Below are 19,426 nucleotides of genomic sequence, written 5' to 3' on the forward strand. Positions count from 1 at the left end.
AACGGAGGAGTTCTGCGCCTCGGAAGGCCTGATCCCGGGATTCTCTCCTTCGGAAGCGCATTTCTCCTTCACAATGCGTGATGCGCGCGCTTCGAGACCTCGACACGGCAGCCATCGCACTCCTACGGTGCGGAGGAGAACAGCACACGGGAGGATGACCTCGTCGATACGGCCCTCCGCATCGCAGATCTCCTCCGCATCGACGATGGCCAGCAAGAGAAGGACAGCAGTGCCGGATGCCGGATGCCGAGCCCCCGGAGGCCAACACCTACCGCCGCGCGAGCAGGTCGCGCAGTCGCGCGGCCTCGCCCTCGGGCATCCCGTAGCCGTGCTCGAGCGCCGGGTACTGCCCGCCTCGCACCTCGTCGGCATAGGCCGCGACCCCCGCGATGGACACACCGCGCACATCGGCGTAGCGCTTGACGAACTTGGCGGCCCCGCCGGCGTAGATGCCGAGCAGGTCGTGGAAGACGAGCACCTGGCCGTCGGCATCCGCTCCGGCTCCGATGCCGATCAGCGGAATGCGCAGCAGGGGCGCGAGAGCGGCGGTGACCTCGGACGGCACTGCTTCGATCACGAGCAGCGAGACTCCGGCATCCTGCAGTGCGAGGGCGTCATCGATCACTGCGAGCGCCGCCTCGGCGGTGCGTCCCTGGGCCCGGTATCCGCCGAGCGAGGTCGCAGTCTGCGGCGTGCGTCCGACATGGCCGACGACGGGGATGCCGGCATTCACGAGCGCTCGGGCGCGGTCGACCGTGGTGCCGCCGCGCTCGATTTTGACCAGGTCGACGCCGGCCTCCTTGATGAAGCGCTGCGCGGTCGCGAGGGCGAGCTCATCCGACGCCTCGTATGAACCGAAGGGCAGGTCGCCGACGAGCAGTGGCTTCGTGAGTCCGCGCCGCACGGCTTTCGTCAGCATCAGCATCTCGTCGATCGTGACGGGCACGGTGCTGTCGTAGCCGAGCACGGTCATCGCGGCCGAATCGCCGACGAGCACCAGGTCGACGCCGGCCTCCTCGACGATCTGCGCACTCGGGAAGTCGTACGCGGTGACCATGACGATCGGCTCGCCGGCATGCTTCTTGGCGTCGAGATCGCGCAGAGTCAGTCGCTTCGTCGGGGCGGCGTGGGCGCTCATGGCGTGAACCCTCTCAGCAGGTGGTTGTCGATCAATCGGGCGGCGCCGACACGGGCGGCGACGAGCAGCAGGGCGTCGCGGTCGATGCGGGTGACGGGCTGAAGCGTCTCGGCATCCCGGAGTTCCAGGTACTCGACGTCGATTCCCGCCTCGGCGAGAACATCCCGGGCAGCGGACAGGATGCCGTCGCCATCGCCGATACCGTCCCCGTCGCCCGAACGGTGCGCGGCATCCGCCGCGTCGAGCGCACGGTTCAGCGCGGTCGCCCGGGCGCGTGCATCCGCGTCGAGGTACACGTTGCGCGAGCTCATGGCGAGTCCGTCGGGTTCGCGGACGATGGGGCACGCCTCGACGCGCACATCGAGGTTCAGGTCACGCACGACCCGCCGGACGACGAGCACCTGCTGCGCGTCCTTCTGCCCGAAGTACGCGACGTCGGGCTGCACGATGCCGAACAGCTTCGTGACGACGGTCGCGACGCCGTCGAAGTGGTGGGGGCCGCGGCTCGCGCCGTCGAGCACCTCGGCGATGCCCGCCACGTGGATGTTCGTGGCGAAGCCGTCGGGGTAGATCTCGGCCGGCTCGGGGGCGAAGAGGATGTCGACGCCCTCCGCTTCAGCGAGCGCGGCGTCACGCGCTTCGTCGCGCGGGTAGGTGCTGAGGTCTTCGTTCGCGGCGAACTGGGTCGGATTGACGAAGAGCGAGACGACGACGAGGTCGTTCTGCGCCCTCGCCGCGCGCAGGAGCGAGAGGTGCCCCTCGTGGAAGGCGCCCAGGGTCGGGACGAGCCCGACAGTCCCGCCGTCACCGCGGGCGTCTCGAACCGCGGTGCGCACCTCGGCGATCGTACGGAGGATTCTCATGACCGGGGCTTTCTGTCGGCGACCGCTCGGGTGGCGGCGGCGAGTGCGTCGAAGAGGTCGGCGACGTCGGCGGATGCTGCGCGCTGCCGCGCGACGGTCGCCTCGTCGCCGCGAGCGATCGGACCGGTGAGGGCGGATGCCGCGCCGGATGCCACCCAGTTGTCGACCGTCTGCTGCACGAGCGGTGCGAGGTGGGCGCGATCCAGCCCGGAGGGAGCCGCGAGGCGCTCGGCGGCGTCGAGCACCGTGAGCACGAAGTTCGAGGCGAAGGATGCGGCCGCGTGATACGCCGCGCGGTGGGCGTCGTCGACGCGGAAGGGTGTCGCACCGAGCGCTGCGGCGAGCTGCTCGGCCACCGCGAGCGCCTCGGGTGTGCGGCCGTCGACTGCGACGCCGATTCCGCGGAAGACCTCGGGCGTCTCGGTGCCGGTGAAGGTCTGCAGCGGGTGGATGCTGAAGTCGACGTCGGCGAGCGGCGTCGCACCTGAGACGTGCGCGACGAGTCGAGCATGCGGTCGCGCGGCGAAGGCCACCGCCGCGATCGCCGAATCGGGAACGCAGAGCAGCGCGAGATCGGCATCCGGCATCCGGTCGTCGCGACGAAGCGGTCCGCGGACGCCGAAGCCCGCTGCGCGCAGGGCCCGGGCGAGAACGCCGCCGAGACGGCCGGCGCCGACGATGGCGATGGTCGTGTCAGGGGCGAGAGCAGGGGTGCTGTGCATGTCGATTCCCCGGCCGAGAAGGGCGGCACGGATGGGATGAGTATCCGCCCGAGACCGGGTACGCGCAAAATCTCGGAGCATACTGACAATCCGAACGCGCCCAGCCCTTATCACTCTGCTGCGCAGAACAGGCAGAACCCTGCTCGCAATGACCTCGCGATCTCGCCACCCTCCCGCGACCCCACCGATCCGGAGGGGATCCTCGATACGGAGGGCCCATTCCCGGCATCCGCCCTCCGCACTGCAGAAATCCTCCGCATCGAGACCGAGGTCTTACGCTGGAACGTCTGCCCCATCCCCGGGCACCTTCTCTGGAGCATCCCCATGTCTGCACTCGCGGTCGACGATCGCGCCCGCTATCGGGCGAATCCCACTGTCCTCCAGGCGCTGAAGAGTCCGCGGATGCTGACGCGCGAGGTGCTCGCGGGTCTGGTGGTGGGTCTCGCGCTGATCCCCGAGGCGATCGCGTTCTCGGTGATCGCGGGCGTCGACCCGAAGGTGGGGCTGTTCTCGTCGTTCATCATGGCGGTGTCGATCGCGTTCCTCGGCGGGCGCCCCGCGATGGTGACCGCGGCGACCGGAGCCGTCGCGCTCGTGATCGCACCGGTCGCTCCGACCTACGGGATGGACTACTTCATCGCGACCGTGATCCTCGCGGGCATCTTCCAGGTGCTCCTCGGGGTGCTGGGCGTCGCGAAGCTGATGCGATTCATCCCACGCAGCGTCATGGTCGGGTTCGTGAACGCGCTCGCGATCTTCGTGTTCAGCTCGCAGTTCCCGCAGCTGATCGACGTGCCGTGGCTGGTGTATCCGCTGGTCGCACTGGGGATCGTCGTGATGATCGTGATGCCGAGGATCACCAGGGTCGTGCCGGCGCCGCTCGTGTCGGTGATCATCGTGACCGGTGTCGTGCTGGCGTTCGCGATCACCGTGCCGACGGTCGGCGATCAGGGCGAGCTGCCGAAGAGTCTTCCCGAGCTGTTCATCCCGAACGTGCCGCTCACCTGGGAGACGTTCACGATCATCGCTCCGTTCGCCCTCGGGGTCGCGCTGGTCGGGCTCATGGAGTCTCTGCTCACCGCCAAGCTCGTCGACGAGATCACCGACACCCACTCGAACAAGACGCGCGAGTCGTGGGCGCAGGGCGTGGCGAACATGCTCTCCGGAATCTTCGGAGGCATGGGCGGATGCGCGGTGATCGGCCAGACCATGATCGGCGTCAAGGCGTCCGGGGCGCGCACCCGCATCTCGACGTTCTGCGCCGGCATCTTCCTGTTCCTGCTGGTCGTCGTGTTCGGCGACTTCGTCGGCACGATCCCCATGGCCGCCCTCGTCGCCGTGATGATCATGGTCGCGATCGGTGCCTTCGACTGGCACAGCGTGAAGCCGTCGACCCTCAAGCGGATGCCGAAGAGCGAGACCTTCGTGATGGTGGCGACCGTCGTGCTCGTGCTCCTCACCCACAACCTCGCGGTCGGCGTCGTCGGCGGGGTGCTGGTCGCATCCGTGCTGTTCGTGCGCCGCGTGGCGCACTTCGTGTCGGTCGAGCGCTCGGTCGAACGCGCGGTCTCGGGCGACGTCGCGCGCTACGTCGTGAACGGCGAGCTGTTCTTCGCCTCGAGCAATGACCTGACCACCCTCTTCGAGTACCCCGACGACCCCGAGCATGTCGTGATCGACCTCTCGGGATCGCACATCTGGGATGCGTCGACCGTCGCCGCTCTGGATGCGATCGAGACGAAGTACGCAGCGCTCGGCAAGAGCGTCGAGATCGTCGGGATGAACGAGAGCAGTCAGCGGATGCGGGGACGGTTGACCGGCGGGTTCGAGTAGCGATCCACCCGGACGCGCCTCAGCGCACGAGGGCGGGCCGCTTGCTGTCGAACTGCCAGTCGGGCACGAGGTACTGCATGCCGATCGCGTCGTCGCGGGCGCCGAGCCCGTGCTCGACATACAGCTCGTGGGCCTCGGCGAGCCGCACGCGGTCGATCGTCACACCGAGTCCCGGCCGGTCGGGCACGCGCACCGCGCCGTCGCGGATCTGCGGCGCATCGACCGTCAGCTGCTGACCGTCCTGCCAGATCCAGTGCGTGTCGAGTGCCGTGATCTCGCCGGGCGCGGCCGCACCGACCTGCGTGAACATCGCCAGCGAGATGTCGAAGTGGTTGTTCGAGTGCGAGCCCCATGTGAGGTCGAAGTCGTTGCACAGCTGCGCGACGCGCACCGACCCTGCCATCGTCCAGAAGTGCGGGTCAGCGAGCGGGATGTCGACGGCATCCGATCGGATCGCGTGCGCCATCTCTCGCCAGTCGGTCGCGATCATGTTCGTCGCGGTCCGCAGTCCGGTGCGCCGCCGGAACTCGGCCATCACCTCTCGACCCGAGAACCGGCCCTCGGCACCGCAGGGGTCCTCGGCGTAGGCGAGCACGTCGCGCAGTCGTCGACCGATGCGCACCGCATCCTCCAGCAGCCACCCGCCGTTCGGGTCGAGCGTGATGCGCGCCTCGGGAAAGCGCTGGGCGAGGGCGATCACGACGTCGGCCTCGGTCCCTCCGTCGAGGACGCCGCCCTTGAGCTTGAAGTCCGAGAATCCGTACCGCTGCTGGGCGGCTTCGGCCAGGCGCACGACGCCCTCGGCCGTCATCGCCTCTTCGCGTCGCACGCTCTCCCAGCTGTCGCCGCTCTCGCGCAGATAGGGGAGGTCGGTCCTGTCGGCATCGCCGACGAAGAACAGATAGCCCAGCATCGGCACGCTGTCGCGCTGCTGACCGTCGCCGAGCAGTTCGGCGACCGGCACGCCGAGGTGCTGCGCATGGAGGTCGAGAAGCGCCGACTCGATGCCGGTGACGGCGTGCACGGTGGTGCGCAGGTCGAATGTCTGCAGCCCGCGGCCACCGGCGTCGCGATCGGCGAAGCGCGTAGCGATCGACCGCAGCAGCGAACGGTATCGGCCGACCGGCTGACCCGAGAGCATCTCGCCGGCCTCGGTGATGGTGCGGCGGATCGGCTCTCCGCCGGGGACCTCGCCGAGACCCTCGCGTCCGTCCGAATCCGTCACGATGACGATGTTGCGGGTGAAGAACGGCCCGTGCGCGCCCGAGAGGTTCAACAGCATCGAGTCGTGGCCGGCGACCGGAACGACCTCGACTCTGTCGACGGTGGGAACGGCGCTCATGCGGACGCCTCGCGCCGCCCGTCGATGAAGCGCGGGACGTGCCACGGGTTGGCGTCGCGCAGCGCCTCGGGCAGCAGCTCGTCGGGGATGTTCTGATAGGCGACGGGCCGCAGGAAGCGCTCGATCGCGAGAGTCCCGACGCTCGTGGTGCGCGAGTCGCTCGTCGCCGGGAACGGTCCGCCGTGAACCATGGCGTGCCCGACCTCGACCCCGGTCGGCCAGCCGTTCGCGAGGATGCGTCCGACCTTGCGCTCGAGCACCGGCAGCAGCGCCGCCGCGAGCTCATTGTCGTCCGCGCTGAGCTGCAGCGTGGCCGTCAGCTGACCCTCGAGACGCGACGCCGCCTGCACCAGCTCGGCGACATCGCCGTACCGCACCACCAGCGATGCCGCACCGAAGATCTCCTCGTGCAGCACGTGGTTCTCCTCGAACGATCCGAGGTCGGCGGCGTGGATCACCGGCGCGGGGGCATGCGGACCCTCTCCGTCGGATCCCCGCGCGAGGATCTCGGCGTTGGCGTCCCTCGTCTCGACGCCCTCGAGCCACGCGGCGGCGATGCTCGGCGAGAGCATGGTCTGCCCTGTGGCCGCGCGCAGCGCCTCGGATACAGCCTGCAGGAAGGCGTCGCCCTGCTCGCCCCGCGGGACGAAGACGATTCCGGGCTGCGTGCACAGCTGCCCGCTGGATCCGGTCGCGCTCTGCACGTACCCCGCGGCGAGTGCTCCGACATCGCCGCGCAGAGCGCCGGGCAGGATGAACACGGGGTTCACCGAGCTCATCTCGGCGTAGACGGGGATCGGCACCGGCCGCGCCTGCGAGGCGCGCACGAGGGCGAGACCGCCTTCGCGGGAGCCAGTGAACCCGACGGCCTGGATCTCGGGGTCGGAGACGAGCGCCTGTCCGACGCTGCGGCCCGGGCCGAAGATGTGCGAGAAGACTCCCGGGTGGAGTCCATGGGCGTCGATGGCACGCGCGATCGCCGCCGCCACGAGCTCGCTCGTGCCGGGGTGCGAGCTGTGCGCCTTGAACACGACCGGGCAGCCGGCTGCGAGGGCGGATGCGGTGTCGCCGCCGGCGGTGGAGAATGCGAACGGGAAATTCGACGCCCCGAACACCGCCACCGGCCCGAGAGGGATCTTGCGCTGACGGATGTCGACGCGGGGCACCGGCGTGCGGTCGGGCTGCGCCGGATCGATGCGCACGCCTCGGTGCTCGCCGGCTCGGACGACCTCGGCGAACAGCCGCAGCTGCCCGGTGGTGCGCGCGCGCTCCCCGAGAAGACGCGCCTGCGGCAACCCGGTCTCCTGCATCGCCCGTTCGATCAGCGTGTCGCCGATCGCCTCGATCTCCTCCGCGACCGTCTCGAGGAAGGCTGCGTGGGCCTCGGGCTCGAGGCGCGAGAACGTGACGAATGCCTCTGCGGCGGCCGCCGTCGCCTCGCGGAGCTGGTCGACGTCGATCTGCGAGTAGGGCGGATCGAGCTGTTCGTCGGTGTCGGGCGCGATGGCGTGCAGTGCCGAGCCGGTGCCGGCGACGGAGCGTCCGGCGATCGAGGAATGCCCGGTGAGGACGGGAACGGTCATGTCACTCTCCTTGAGTCGAGGGTGGGGATGGTGAGGATCAGACGGGGACGGACTCGAGCAGCCCGGCGCGATCGAGAAGCTGCAGGAGGTCGGCGTCATCCTGCTCCGACAGGTCGTGCAGCGGCGGGCGGACGGGTCCGACGCCGTGTCCGGTGAGACGCAGCCCAGCCTTGACGATCGAGACGCCGAAGCCGCGGCCCCGATCGCGGATCGCGATGTACGGCAGCACGAAGCGTCCCAGCTTCTCGGTCACCGCGACTCGGTCCTGGGCACGCACGTCACGGTAGAACTCGAGGGCGAACTCGGGAACGAAGTTGAACATCGCGGACGAATAGGTGCTCATGCCCATCTGCAGCAGCGGCAGCGCATACGTCTCCGCCGTCGGCAGCCCGCCCAGGTAGAACAGCCGCTCGCCGTTGCGGACGTAGACCGAGGCGAGGTGCTCGATGTCGGCCGTCGCATCCTTGAAGCCGATGACGTTCTCGTGTCGGTCGGCGAGGATCGCCATCGTCTCGGCCGAGTAGATCGCGTTGCCCCGGTTGTAGACGATGATCGCGAGACGGGTCGCTGCGGCGATCGCCGAGACATGCTCGACGAGACCCGGCTGGTCGCACTCGGTGAGATACGGGGGCAGCACGAGGATGCCCTCGGCACCGGCCTCCTCGGCTGCGCGAGCGTTCGCGATCGCGTTGCGGGTCCAGCCTCCGGCCGACGCGAGCACCGGCACCTCGGGTCGGGATGCCTGCACGGCCGCGCGGACGACCGCGGCCGACTCTGCGGCATCGAGACTGAAGCCCTCGCCGGTGCCGCCGGCGGCGAACAGACCGGCGACGCCGAATCCGGCCTGCCACTCGACGTGCTCGCGGTAGCGCTTCTCATCGAACTCGAGCTCCGGCGTGAATGCCGTCGCGGGGAACGAGAGGAGACCTTCGCGAAGGTGGTCGGCCAGCTCGGTGGGCGTGAATCGTGCCACGGTGCACTCCTGGGGTGTCGCGCCGGTGTCCGGCTCGGATCTGAACAATCGTCACGCTATGCGGGAAACGATGCGCCTACAAACCAAATGGTGGATAGATCAATGCGCCGCCTGCATCAAAGCGCAGACATCTCCGGCACCGGCGTCGGGAGCGGCTCGCCTGCGAGGTACGCCCGCAGGTTCGCCAGCGTGAGGTCTCGCATGTCGCGCCGGGTCTCGTGCGTTCCGCTGCCGACGTGGGGCAGCAGCGTGACATCGTCGCGGATCAACCGCTCGGGCACGTGCGGCTCCTGCGCGAACACGTCGAGACCCGCCCCCGCGATCTCACCGGCCTCGAGAGCGGCGATCAGCGCGTCCTCGTCGACGACCGAGCCGCGGGCGATGTTGACCAGGAACCCGTCCGGTCCCAGCGCCCGGATGACCTCGGCATCCACGAGCCCCTCGGTCGCGGCTCCTCCGGGAACCGCGATGACGAGCACATCCGATCGGCGTGCGAGTTCGACGGCGGATGCCACGTGCTCCCACGGCACTCCGTCGACCGGGCGGCGGGTCGTGTAGAGGATCGTCGTGTCGAAGGTTGCCGCGCGCCGGGCGATCGCCTGCCCGATGCGGCCGAGGCCGAGCACGCCGACCGTGCTGCCCGAGAACCGACGCGTCAGCGGGAAGCCGCCGGACTCCCAGCGGCCCTCGCGCAGGAACCTCTCGGATGCCCCGAACCGTCGAAACACGTCGAGCATGAGCCCGAGGGCCGTATCGGCGACGCAGTCGGTGAGCACATCGGGCGTGTGGGTGACCTGGATGCCACGTGCGACTGCCTGAGCCACATCGGTCGTGTCGTAGCCCACCCCGAAATTGGTCACGATCTCGAGGTTCGGGAGCGCAGCCATCAGAGCGGACGGGACACCGTTGCGACCGCTCGTGACGACGGCGCGCACCTTCGCGGCATCCGCGGGATCGAGGGTCGTGAGGTCGTCGGGAAGACGCACCACGGAGTACTCGTCCTGAAGCGTCCGCTCGAGAGAGTCGAGCAGTGGCCCCGCCTGGGCGACGGAGCCGGGAGCGACGGGCGAGGGGGCATCGATGATGTTCGTCATGGCGCGAGACTACGACCCGTCAACGATGCAGTTCCATAAGCGAAGTTGCATGGATTGATGCGTCCGCTGTATTCATCGGGCGAGAACGGCGGAATCCCGCGGATCGCCGCATGTCGCTCCACCGCTGCCGAGCGCCGAGCCCCGGTTCCGCCCGCCGATGCGTGCCGCGCATCGGTTGACGCTCGGGAAGCGGTCTGCGACATTCTGAACGAGCCGACGACCACTCTGGGCCTCGGCCGTCCCCTACCTGGAGGAACCGATGAAGCTTTCTTCCCCCCGACGCAGAGCGGCCCGCGCGTCCGCCGTCACCGCTGGAATCGCGTCGATCGCACTGCTCGCATCCTGCTCGGTCGCGAACTCGGAGTCGCAAGGCGGCGGCGAGGGTGGCACCGAAGACACCCTCCGCGTCGTGCTCACGCAGGAGCCGCCCACGCTCGAGGCATGCGACGCGAACCTCACCTCGACGGGTGTGGTCGTGCGCAGCACGGTGACCGAGCCGCTCGTCGAGCGCAACCCGTCGACCGGAGAGCTCGAGCCGCTGCTCGCCACCGAGTGGGAGCAGACCGGCGACACCGAGTGGACGTTCACCGTCCGCGACGACGTCACGTTCCAGGACGGCACCCCCTTCGACGCCGAAGCGGCCGCCTACTCGATCGACCGCGCCGTGAACGGCGACCTCGGCTGCAACGTCGAGGGCTACATCTTCGGTGACGACGACCTCGAGGTCGCCGCCACCGATGCCACCACCCTCACCGTGACCACCCCGAGCCCCGACCCGATCCTCCCGCTGAAGCTCTCGTTCATCGAGATCGTCTCCCCCGAGACCTCGAACACCGAGTTCGTGCGCGAGCCCATCGGCACCGGCCCCTACGCGATCGGCGACTGGCAGGCCGGCACGAAGCTCACCCTCGACCGCAACGACGACTACTGGGGCGACGCTCCGCAGTTCGCCGAGGTCGAGTACCAGTGGCGGTCGGAGGGCACCGTCCGTGCCGCGATGATCACCAGCGGCGAGGCGGACATCGCCCTCGGCCTCAGCGCCGAGGACGGCATCGGCGACTTCGGCGTGAGCTACCCGAACAACGAGACGATCGCACTGCGCTTCTCCGGGCAGACGGCGCCGCTCGACGACATCCGCATCCGCCAGGCGATCAACTACGCGATCGACCGCGAGGGCATCGTCTCCTCCCTCTACCCCGACGGCGACGTGGTCGCCGCGCAGCTGATCCCCGAGGGCATCGTCGGCTTCAACTCCGACCTCGAGCCCTGGGAGTACGACCCCGAGAAGGCGAAGGCCCTCGTCGAGGAGGCTGCGGCTGACGGTGTCCCGACGGACACGAAGATCCTCATGCCGGTGCGCACCGCGCAGTTCCCGAAGGTCAGCGAGCTCGGCGAGGTCCTGCGCGAGCAGCTCGCCGCCGCCGGCCTCAACGTCGAGCTCCGCATGGTCGACACCACGCAGCACCTGCAGTACCAACTGAGCCCGTTCGTCACGAACGAGGGCCCCATCTCGATGCTCATCCAGCACGGCAACCAGGCGGGTGACGCGCAGTTCACGGTCGAGCAGTACATGCTCACGGGCGGTGCGCAGGCCGAGTTCGGCGACCCGGGTCTGGACGAGCTCATCAACACGGCCCGCACCCTGACCGGCGATGAGCGTCAGGCGGCCTACGAGGACGTGTTCGCCTACGAGCGCGAGAACGTCGTGGCCCTCGCCCCGATCGCGCACCAGACGGTCATGCTCGGTCTCGCCGACCGGGTGACGTACGAGCCCAACTCGTCGACCGGCGACGAGCTGCGCATCAAGGAGGTCTCGCTCGCGGGCTGACCGCGAGCGAGAGTGAGAGGCGGGCGACCATGTGGACCTACCTGAGAAAACGGATCCTGCAGAGCGCGCTGCCGCTGATCGCCGTCGTACTGGGTGTCTTCGTGCTCGCCCGTCTCACCGGCGATCCGTCGCAGCTGTACCTTCCGCTGAACGCCACCGACCAGATGCGCGAGGACTTCGCCGCGCGCAACGGCTTCGACCAGCCGCTGTGGAAGCAGATGGGCGACTACTTCCTCGGTGTCCTGCAGCTGGACTTCGGTCAGTCGCTGCGCACCGGGGAACCCGCCGCCGAGATGGCGCTGCGCGCCTTCCCCGCCACCCTGCAGCTCGCCGCGGTGACGATGATCCTCGCGATCGTCATCGCCATCGTGCTCGGCAGCTGGGCGTCGCTGAAGCCGAACGGCATCGCCGACCGCATCGTGAGCTTCTTCTCGATGACGGCGGCCAGCGTGCCCGACTTCTGGGTGGCGATCCTCGGCATCTGGATCTTCGCGATCACCCTCGGCTGGCTGCCGACATCCGGAACCTCCGGCGCTCTCGTCTGGATCCTGCCGGTCGCGACGCTCATGCTGCGACCGGTCGGGGTGCTCGCGCAGGTGATCCGCGGGTCGATGGTGACCGTGCTCGGGCAGCCGTACATCCAGGTCGCCCGCAGTCGCGGCGCCGGCCAGATGCACATCGTCTCGAAGCACGCGCTGCGCAACGCCGCGGCGCCCGCCCTGACCGTCGCCGGCGACCTGACCGTCGGCCTCATCAACGGCGCGGTCGTGGTGGAGTCGATCTTCGGCTGGCCGGGCATCGGCAAGCTCATGATCGACTCGATCCTGCAGCGCGATTTCGCGGTGCTGCAGGCCGCGGTGCTCATCACCGCTCTGGCGATCTTCGCCCTCAACATCATCATCGACCTCGGTTACGCGCTGCTGGATCCCCGCGTGCGGCCGACCTCGGGAGCCAAGGCCCGTCGCCGCGGTCCCGGGGCACTCTCCGACACAAAGGCAGAGGTGCTGACGAATGTCTGACAACGCATCGACCGTCACCGTCCTCACGCAGAAGGCGCGCGGAGCCCGCTCGTCGGGTCGCGCCAACCTCTGGCAGCTGCTGCTGAAGGACAAGGTCGCCACCGCCGCCGCCATCGTGCTGTCGTTCATCGTGCTCACCGCGATCATCGGTCCGCCGCTGTTCGGCGAGATGGCGCAGCGACAGGACCTCGGCGCGCGCAACATGCCGCCGTTCAGCTTCCAGCTCGGCTGGGAGTACGTCCTCGGCAGCGACTCGCTGGGTCGCAGCCTGCTCGCCCGCATCATCACCGCGGCGGGAACCACGCTCGGTGTCGCGGCGGCCGCCGTGGTCGTCTCGGCGGTCGTCGGCTCGATCTGGGGCATGTGGGCCGGATTCCACCGCGGATGGCGCGAGTCGGTGTCGATGCGCATCGCCGACGTCATCATGAGCTTCCCCTCGCTGCTGCTCGCCGTCGTGATCCTGTACGTGTTCAACCCGAGTGCGGCCAACATCGTGCTCGTGCTCGCGATCACCCGCATCCCTCTGTACCTGCGCACGGCGCGAGCGGATGCCGCCGAGCTGCGCTCGAGGATGTTCGTCGATGCCGCGACGAACTTCGGAGCCACGAACAAGGCCATCGTCTTCCGGCACATCGTCCCGAACGTCCTGCCCACGCTGGTCACGCTGGCGACACTGGAGTTCTGCTACGTGATGCTGGCCGAGTCGTCGCTGAGCTTCCTCGGCATCGGCATCCAGCCGCCCGATGTCAGCTGGGGCCTCATGGTCTCGCAGGGACGCCAGTACCTCGCCGAGGCGTGGTGGCAGTCGGTGCTCCCCGGTCTCGCGATCGTCATCACCACGGTGTGCGCGAACGTCCTGGCCGCGTGGCTGCGTCTCGCGACCGATCCCGGTCAGCGCTGGCGTCTGCAGAGCAAGAAGCGCCGTCGCGTGATCGGCTCGATCGCCCCGCGTCGCTGAGTCCGCGGTGACGCCGCTCGAGTTCGTGCTGCTGGGGGCCATCATCCTCGTCGCCGGCTGCCTGCAGGGCTCGATCGGCTTCGGAATGGGGATGCTGGCCGCACCCTTCATCGCCCTGATCGACACGACGCTGCTGCCGGTGCTCGTGATCATGCTGGCCATGGTCGTGACGCTGATCGTGGCGGTGATGGATCGCGCGGCGCTCGATCTGCGCGGGGCCGGCTGGGCGTTGGCGGGGCGTGTGCCCGGGACCGTCGTCGGCGCGGGTCTCGTCACCGTGATGTCGACGACCGTGCTCTCCTGGGCGGTCGCGGTCGTCGTTCTGCTGGGTGTCGTCGTCTCGCTGCGGGGCTGGCGCCCGAGAGTGACGAGGACGACGCAGGCGGTGGCCGGGGCGCTGTCTGGCGTCATGGGCACGACCACGTCGGTCGGAGGGGCGCCGATGGCGATCATCTGGCAGGGCTCCGACGGGCCGCGGCTGCGCGGCACGATGTCGGCGTTCTTCCTCGTCGGATCATCGCTGTCGCTCATCGCCCTGTTCCTGTGGGGCGCCGTGCCGACGCACGCGCTCGCCACGGCGGCCTGGATGGCGCCGTTCGCCGTGGCCGGGGTGGTGCTGTCGCGGTTCGTGAACAGGTTCCTCAACCGCCGGCGCACGCGCGCGATCGCTCTCGGAGCATCCGCCCTCGGCGCGGTGACGCTGATCGTCACCCGCCTGTTCGAGCTCGGCTGAGCGGATGCCGAAGCGACCCGCCCACGGCGAGCCGCCTCAGCGCACCTGACGCTCGAGCGGGAGGCCCGCGTCGAGCAGGTCGATGTTGTGGGCGATGTCGGCGGCCCGCGCCGTGAAGACCTCGCGGGCATGACCCGAGTGGTGCGGGGTCAGCACGACACGGTCGAGCGCGGCGAATCTCTGCACGACCGGCGGCGCCTCGGCACCCTGCGGAGCATCCCACCACACGTCGATCGCCGCTCCCCCGATGCGTCCCTCGCTGAGGGCCGAGAACAGTGCGTCCTCGTCGATGAGCGCCCCGCGGGCGACGTTGATGACCAGGGCGTCGGGGTTCAGCTGCGCGAGCGCGTCCGCATCGATCATTCCTCGCGTGCTCTCGGTGAGCGGCGCGGTGACGACGACGACATCGCTCTCCCGCAGCAGCGGATGCAGCTGATCCTCGCCGTACACCTGATCGAGCAGCTCGGTTCCGGGGCCGCCCGCGTCCGGATGCCGGCGCATCGCGACCACGCGCATGCCGAAGACCTTCGCGAGGTGGGCGACGGAGCGGCCGATCTCGCCGTAGCCGACCAGTCCGAGGGTGCTGCCGGCGAGCGAGCGATGGTACGGGGCGCCTGCCGTCGCGATCGTCCGCCACTCCCCCCGACGCATCTCGGCATCGGCGTCGATCGCGCGACGGCGCAGCATGAGTGCGGTCATGATCACGTGCTCGGCGATCGCGGCGCCGTGGTGACCGGTGTTGCACAGCGGCACATCGTCGGGCACGGCACCGGCTTCCACCCGGTCGACGCCCGCACCCGTCGCATGCACGAGTCGCACGTGATCGGCGCCGGCCATCTCGGCGACCGTGAGCCGCGAGCAGATCACCACGTCGGCGCCCTCGATCGCCGCTCGCGTCGAACCGGGCACGTCAAGGTCGGCGAACACCCACTCGTGCGGGCGCGCGGTGCGGCGCAGATCGTCGGCGAACGCCGACATGATCGGATCGGTGACCGCGATGCGCAGCGGCGCGTTCACCAGCGGGGGCTCTCGAGCACGTATCCGGGATCGACGCGCTGCATGTAGCCGGTGTCGTCGCGCTCCCGGATGCCTCCGTCGAGGTACTGCCTGTGCAGCCGCGCCAGCGCCTCCGGGTCGAGCTCGACGCCGAGGCCCGGTGCGGTCGGCACCGCCAGCGATCCGTCGCGGAATGTCAGTGCGCCCGGCGCGATGACGTCTTCGTCCTCGCGCTTCCACGGCCAGTGCGTGTCGCACGCATAGCCGACGCCCGGGGTGGCCGCAGCGAGGTGGGTCATCGCCGCGAGGCTGATCCCGAGGTGCGAGTTCGAGTGCATCGAGAGTCCCCACCCGAGAGTCTCGGCGAAGCCGGCGAGCAGCCGGGATCGTTCGAGACCTCCCCAGAAGTGGTGGTCGGAGAGCACGATGTCGATCGCACCGAGGCGCACGGCATCCGCGATGTGCGAGAACGCGACGACGCACATGTTGGTGGCGAGCGGCAGGTCGGCGTGGCGGCGCACCTCGGCCATGCCCTCGAGACCCGGGGTGGGGTCTTCGAGGTATTCGAGCACGTCCTTCAGCGCATCGGCGACCCGCAGCGAGGTCTCGACGGTCCAGGCGCCGTTCGGATCGATGCGCAGGGGGTGGTCGGGGAACTCCTCGCGCAGCGCGAGGATCGCGGCGATCTCGTCGTCGGGCGCGAAGACACCGGCCTTGAGCTTGAGCGCTGTGAATCCGTAGGAGTCGACGATGCGACGCGCCTGTCTGACGATGCCGTCCGGCGTCAGCGCCTCGCCCCATTCGTCGGACACCTCACCCGGGTGCCCTGCCCACTTGTAGAAGAGGTAGCCGCTGAACGGAACGGCATCCCGCACGCGTCCGCCCAGCAGCTCGCTGGCGGGCATGCCGAGCAGCTTGCCGCGGATGTCGATCGCGGCCACGTCGAACGGTGAGAGCACGCGGTCGCCGGTGCTCGTGCCGGTGACCATGCCCGACATGCCGTGTCCGCCCTGCACCCCGTCGCCGGCCACACTGCGCTCGACCCGCGCGCGCAGGTCGTTCGTGGCGAACACGTCGCAGCCGAGCACGGCGTCGGCGGCGACCCGCAATCGCTGCAGGTGCGCGCTGTCGCCGTAGGTCTCGCCGAGTCCGACGACGCCCGATTCGGTGGTCACCTGCACGATGGCGCGCAGCGCGAGCGGCTCGTGCACGCCGACGGTGTTGAGCAGCGGCGGGTCGTGGAATGCGACCGGCGTGATGCGGACGGACCGCACCGCGTTCTCGGACAACCGCGTGGGCGCCGGGACAGACAGCAGGAGCTCTTCGGACATCACGCCTCCGTTGGTGAGACTCCGGGACTCCGCTTCGACGGATTCCGCGTCATCGAGTTTCTCCGACACTATGGTGGGGACAGATGCGCGGACAAACCAAAACTCGCACTGATTGATGTCGGGAGTGGATCGATGATCTCGCTGGTACAGCTCGAATGTTTCATCGCCGTCGCGGAGGAACTGCACTTCGGTGCGGCCGCGACCCGGCTCAAGATGACGCAGCCGCCGCTCAGTCGGCAGATCCAGCAGCTCGAGCGCGAGCTGTCGACGAGGCTCTTCGATCGCACCAGCCGTCGCGTCGCGCTGACTCAGGCCGGGCGCGCGCTGCTGCCCAACGCGCGGCGCCTGATCGACCTCGCGGCGAAGGCGGTCTCGGACGTGCGCTCGGTCGGTGAGGGCGCCGCCGGAACCGTCACGATCGCCTACACCGCGATGGCCGGGCAGGCCGTGGTGCCCGATCTGCTGCGGCGCGCGTCGGCCGAGCTGCCCGGCGTCACCCTGCTGCTGCGCGAACTCGTCTCGCTCGACCAGGTGGAAGAGCTCGAGAAGGGCACGGTCGACATCGGCCTGATGCGGCCACTGCTCGCCCGACCGCAGATCAGCAGCCGTGCGGTCTACCGCGAGCGGCTGGCAGTGGCGCTCCCCAGCGACTCGGCACTGGCGCAGCGCGCCGAGCCCGTGAAGCTGATCGACCTCAAGGACGAGTCGCTGCTCATGTACTCCCCGAGCGGCGCGCGCTACTTCCACGACCTGCTGCTGTCGATGTTCGTGGCGAGCGGGGTGCACCCGCACATCGTGCAGTACGCCGGGCAGGTGCCCGCCCTGCTGGCGATGGTCAGCGCCGGCATCGGGTTCACGCTCGTGCCGCAGTCGGCCGAGCGGATCTCTCCCGACACCGTGACGTTGCTGCCGATCAGCGAGGCCGATCCGTCGTCGCGGGTGAACAGCGTCGAGCTCGACATCGCGTGGAACTCCGAATCGCACAATCCCCTCGTCGAGCGTCTGCTGAATCTGATCGACGACGTGGATCACGACGACTGATCTATGCAGTGGGCGCATTGCCCAATGCCGATGTAGTGCTTGATCGGGATGAATCCCCACGCCTAGCGTGAACGAGAAGATGATCAGTGCTGATGACACGACCCGTGATCGACGAGGAGGACGCATGCCGAAGGACATCGCCGCGACCGCCGATGAGTCCGCCCGACTCGGTGAGGCCGTGAAACCGACACCCGGCGGTCGACCCGCCGCGCGTGACGACATCCTGCGCGTCGAGGATCTGCGCGTCGCCTATCGCATCGGCGACCGCGAGGTCGATGCGGTCCGCGGGGTGAACCTCAGCGTGGGCCGCGGTGAAGTGGTCGCGATCGTCGGCGAGTCCGGATCCGGCAAGAGCACGGTCGCGCAGTCGATCATGAACCTCCTCGCGCCGAACGCCGAGGTCACCGGCGGGCGCATCGAGTTCGACGGCGAAGACCTGATCCCGCTGAGCGAGCGCCGCTGGCGCAGCATCCGGGGCCGTCTGATCGGGCTGGTCCCCCAGGACCCCGCACTCTCTCTCAACCCGGTGCGACGCGTGGGCGTGCAGGTGGCGGAGCCGCTGCTCGTGCACGGACTCGCGACCAAGCACGACGCGCATGATCGTGCCGTCGAGCTGCTCGAGATGGCAGGACTGACGTATCCGGCCGAGCGGGCGAAGCAGTATCCGCACCAGTTCTCGGGCGGCATGAAGCAGCGCGCGCTGATCGCGGGAGCGCTGGCCGCGCAGCCGAGCCTGATCATCGCCGACGAGCCGACGAGCGCCCTCGACGTCACCGTGCAGAAGCAGATCCTCGACCACCTCGCGAACCTCACGCAGGAGCTGGGCACCGCGATCCTGCTGATCACCCACGACCTGGGCATGGCGGCCGAGCGGGCCGACCGGGTCGTCGTCATGAAGCAGGGCGAGATCGTGGACTCCGGTCCTGCCGCGCAGGTGATGACCGCGCCGACGCACGAGTACACCCGCAAGCTCATCGCCGCCGCACCGCGGCTGAGTGCACATGAGCGGCGGACGGCATCCACCCAGGCCCGCATCGAGTTCGGCGGCGAGCCGATCGTCCGGGTCTCCGAGCTCACCAAGGTCTTCCCGCTGCCCAAGGGCGAGGGCGAGCGCCGCACGCTGACCGCCGTCGACGCCGTCTCTCTCGAGGTGCGCCGCGGCGAGACGCTCGCTGTCGTGGGCGAGTCGGGGTCGGGCAAGAGCACGCTCGCGCGGCTCGTGCTGCGGCTGGAGGAGCCGACCTCGGGATCCATCTCGTTCGCCGGCGAGGACATCACCCACCTCAAGGGCGAGAAGCTGCGTCAGCTGCGGCGGCGGTTCCAGATGGTCTACCAGAGCCCGTTCGACTCCCTGAATCCGCGCATGACGATCGAGCAGCTCATCACCGAGCCGCTGCTGTCGTTCGGCGAGGGCGACCGGTCGTCGCGGTCGAAGCGCGCCGTCGAGCTGTCTGAGCAGGTCGCTCTTCCCGACGGGATGCTGGGTCGGTTCCCCGACGAGCTGTCCGGCGGCCAGCGGCAGCGCGTGGCCATCGCCCGCGCTCTCGCGCTCGACCCGGAGTTCCTCGTGCTCGACGAGGCCGTCTCGGCGCTCGACGTGTCGGTGCAGGCGCAGATCCTGGCACTGCTCGACGAACTGCAGCGCGAGCGCGAACTGAGCTACCTCTTCATCACGCACGACCTCGGTGTCGTCGCCGAGACCGCCGACCGCGTCGCCGTGCTCAAGCACGGCAAGCTCGTGGAGTGCGGCGATGCCGCGCAGATCTTCACGGCTCCGCAAGAGGAGTACACGCGGATGCTGATCGAGGCCGTTCCGGCGTTCTCCGCCTGACGCGTCGCCCTCGGTTCGACCGCGCGCGAGTGGTCACTTTCGCATCTCTTACGGCCACTTCAGGTGCGAAACTGACCACCCACCGCACAGGCGTCAGGCGTCAGGCGAGGCGAAGCGTCGACAGTTCACTTCCCACTCCCC

The 19,426-nt window shown here is 69.2% G+C and carries 16 protein-coding genes; 7 read left to right on the forward strand and 9 right to left on the reverse strand.

What is annotated here, in order from left to right; translation table 11 throughout:
• Window positions 1-268: 268 nt before the first annotated feature.
• The 3 genes from panB to LQZ85_RS16805 are packed head-to-tail and all read right to left on the reverse strand — an operon-like array spanning window position 269 to window position 2,723.
• Window positions 269-1,138, reverse strand: a complete 870-nt coding sequence (gene panB, locus LQZ85_RS16795; protein ID WP_230101234.1) for a 3-methyl-2-oxobutanoate hydroxymethyltransferase — start codon at window positions 1,136-1,138, stop codon at window positions 269-271.
• Window positions 1,135-2,001 (reverse strand): pantoate--beta-alanine ligase, encoded by an 867-nt coding sequence (gene panC, locus LQZ85_RS16800; RefSeq protein ID WP_056276171.1) that lies wholly within the window; start codon window positions 1,999-2,001, stop codon window positions 1,135-1,137. Before panC ends, panB begins: the two co-directional genes overlap by 4 nt.
• On the reverse strand, window positions 1,998-2,723 hold the full coding sequence (locus LQZ85_RS16805; RefSeq protein WP_056276167.1) for a Rossmann-like and DUF2520 domain-containing protein: 726 nt from the start codon (window positions 2,721-2,723) through the stop codon (window positions 1,998-2,000). Before LQZ85_RS16805 ends, panC begins: the two co-directional genes overlap by 4 nt.
• A 324-nt stretch (window positions 2,724-3,047) precedes the next feature.
• Here LQZ85_RS16805 and LQZ85_RS16810 point away from each other — a divergent pair, with 324 nt between their 5' ends.
• On the forward strand, window positions 3,048-4,556 hold the full coding sequence (locus LQZ85_RS16810; protein WP_056276164.1) for a SulP family inorganic anion transporter: 1,509 nt from the start codon (window positions 3,048-3,050) through the stop codon (window positions 4,554-4,556).
• A 19-nt stretch (window positions 4,557-4,575) separates the two neighbouring features.
• On the opposite strand, the gene LQZ85_RS16815 is transcribed toward LQZ85_RS16810, so the two are convergent.
• From LQZ85_RS16815 to LQZ85_RS16830, 4 genes are all read right to left on the reverse strand, one after another.
• Window positions 4,576-5,898 (reverse strand): enolase C-terminal domain-like protein, encoded by a 1,323-nt coding sequence (locus LQZ85_RS16815; protein WP_056277646.1) that lies wholly within the window; start codon window positions 5,896-5,898, stop codon window positions 4,576-4,578.
• Window positions 5,895-7,481, reverse strand: coding sequence for an aldehyde dehydrogenase (NADP(+)) (locus LQZ85_RS16820; RefSeq protein WP_056276161.1), 1,587 nt, complete (start codon window positions 7,479-7,481; stop codon window positions 5,895-5,897). The genes LQZ85_RS16815 and LQZ85_RS16820 overlap by 4 nt, the downstream gene beginning before the upstream one ends.
• Before the next feature lie 37 nt (window positions 7,482-7,518).
• A complete protein-coding gene (locus LQZ85_RS16825; RefSeq protein ID WP_053098437.1) occupies window positions 7,519-8,454 on the reverse strand; it encodes a 5-dehydro-4-deoxyglucarate dehydratase in 936 nt (311 codons plus the stop codon).
• 116 nt (window positions 8,455-8,570) lie between these two features.
• The gene (locus LQZ85_RS16830; RefSeq protein WP_056276158.1) at window positions 8,571-9,548 is read right to left on the reverse strand and encodes a 2-hydroxyacid dehydrogenase; all 978 of its coding nucleotides are present in this window, start codon (window positions 9,546-9,548) and stop codon (window positions 8,571-8,573) included.
• A gap of 259 nt (window positions 9,549-9,807) precedes the next feature.
• Here LQZ85_RS16830 and LQZ85_RS16835 point away from each other — a divergent pair, with 259 nt between their 5' ends.
• Genes LQZ85_RS16835 through LQZ85_RS16850 form a run of 4 tightly spaced genes read left to right on the forward strand, consistent with a single transcriptional unit; the run spans window position 9,808 to window position 14,086 of the window.
• Window positions 9,808-11,376 (forward strand): ABC transporter substrate-binding protein, encoded by a 1,569-nt coding sequence (locus tag LQZ85_RS16835; protein ID WP_053098435.1) that lies wholly within the window; start codon window positions 9,808-9,810, stop codon window positions 11,374-11,376.
• 29 nt (window positions 11,377-11,405) lie between these two features.
• Window positions 11,406-12,395 carry an ABC transporter permease gene (locus LQZ85_RS16840; protein WP_053098434.1) on the forward strand — a complete coding sequence of 330 codons (990 nt, stop codon included), beginning with the start codon at window positions 11,406-11,408 and terminating at the stop codon, window positions 12,393-12,395.
• On the forward strand, window positions 12,388-13,353 hold the full coding sequence (locus LQZ85_RS16845) for an ABC transporter permease (RefSeq protein WP_053098433.1): 966 nt from the start codon (window positions 12,388-12,390) through the stop codon (window positions 13,351-13,353). The genes LQZ85_RS16840 and LQZ85_RS16845 overlap by 8 nt, the downstream gene beginning before the upstream one ends.
• Before the next feature lie 7 nt (window positions 13,354-13,360).
• A complete protein-coding gene (locus tag LQZ85_RS16850) occupies window positions 13,361-14,086 on the forward strand; it encodes a sulfite exporter TauE/SafE family protein (RefSeq protein ID WP_056276155.1) in 726 nt (241 codons plus the stop codon).
• Window positions 14,087-14,122: 36 nt separating this feature from the next.
• On the opposite strand, the gene LQZ85_RS16855 is transcribed toward LQZ85_RS16850, so the two are convergent.
• Both LQZ85_RS16855 and LQZ85_RS16860 read right to left on the reverse strand, forming a co-directional pair.
• Complete coding sequence (locus LQZ85_RS16855) at window positions 14,123-15,103, reverse strand: 2-hydroxyacid dehydrogenase (RefSeq protein ID WP_230101235.1); 981 nt, start codon at window positions 15,101-15,103, stop codon at window positions 14,123-14,125.
• Window positions 15,100-16,413, reverse strand: a complete 1,314-nt coding sequence (locus LQZ85_RS16860; RefSeq protein ID WP_230101236.1) for a glucarate dehydratase family protein — start codon at window positions 16,411-16,413, stop codon at window positions 15,100-15,102. Before LQZ85_RS16860 ends, LQZ85_RS16855 begins: the two co-directional genes overlap by 4 nt.
• A gap of 132 nt (window positions 16,414-16,545) precedes the next feature.
• Between LQZ85_RS16860 and LQZ85_RS16865 the strand changes: the two genes are divergently transcribed.
• Together LQZ85_RS16865 and LQZ85_RS16870 are read left to right on the forward strand one after the other, a co-directional pair.
• Complete coding sequence (locus LQZ85_RS16865; protein WP_053098431.1) at window positions 16,546-17,454, forward strand: LysR family transcriptional regulator; 909 nt, start codon at window positions 16,546-16,548, stop codon at window positions 17,452-17,454.
• A 124-nt stretch (window positions 17,455-17,578) separates the two neighbouring features.
• On the forward strand, window positions 17,579-19,285 hold the full coding sequence (locus LQZ85_RS16870) for an ABC transporter ATP-binding protein (protein ID WP_157538064.1): 1,707 nt from the start codon (window positions 17,579-17,581) through the stop codon (window positions 19,283-19,285).
• The last annotated feature ends 141 nt before the right edge of the window (window positions 19,286-19,426 follow it).

The organism is Microbacterium sp. Bi98 (genome assembly GCF_918698045.1).
Lineage (GTDB): Bacteria > Actinomycetota > Actinomycetes > Actinomycetales > Microbacteriaceae > Microbacterium.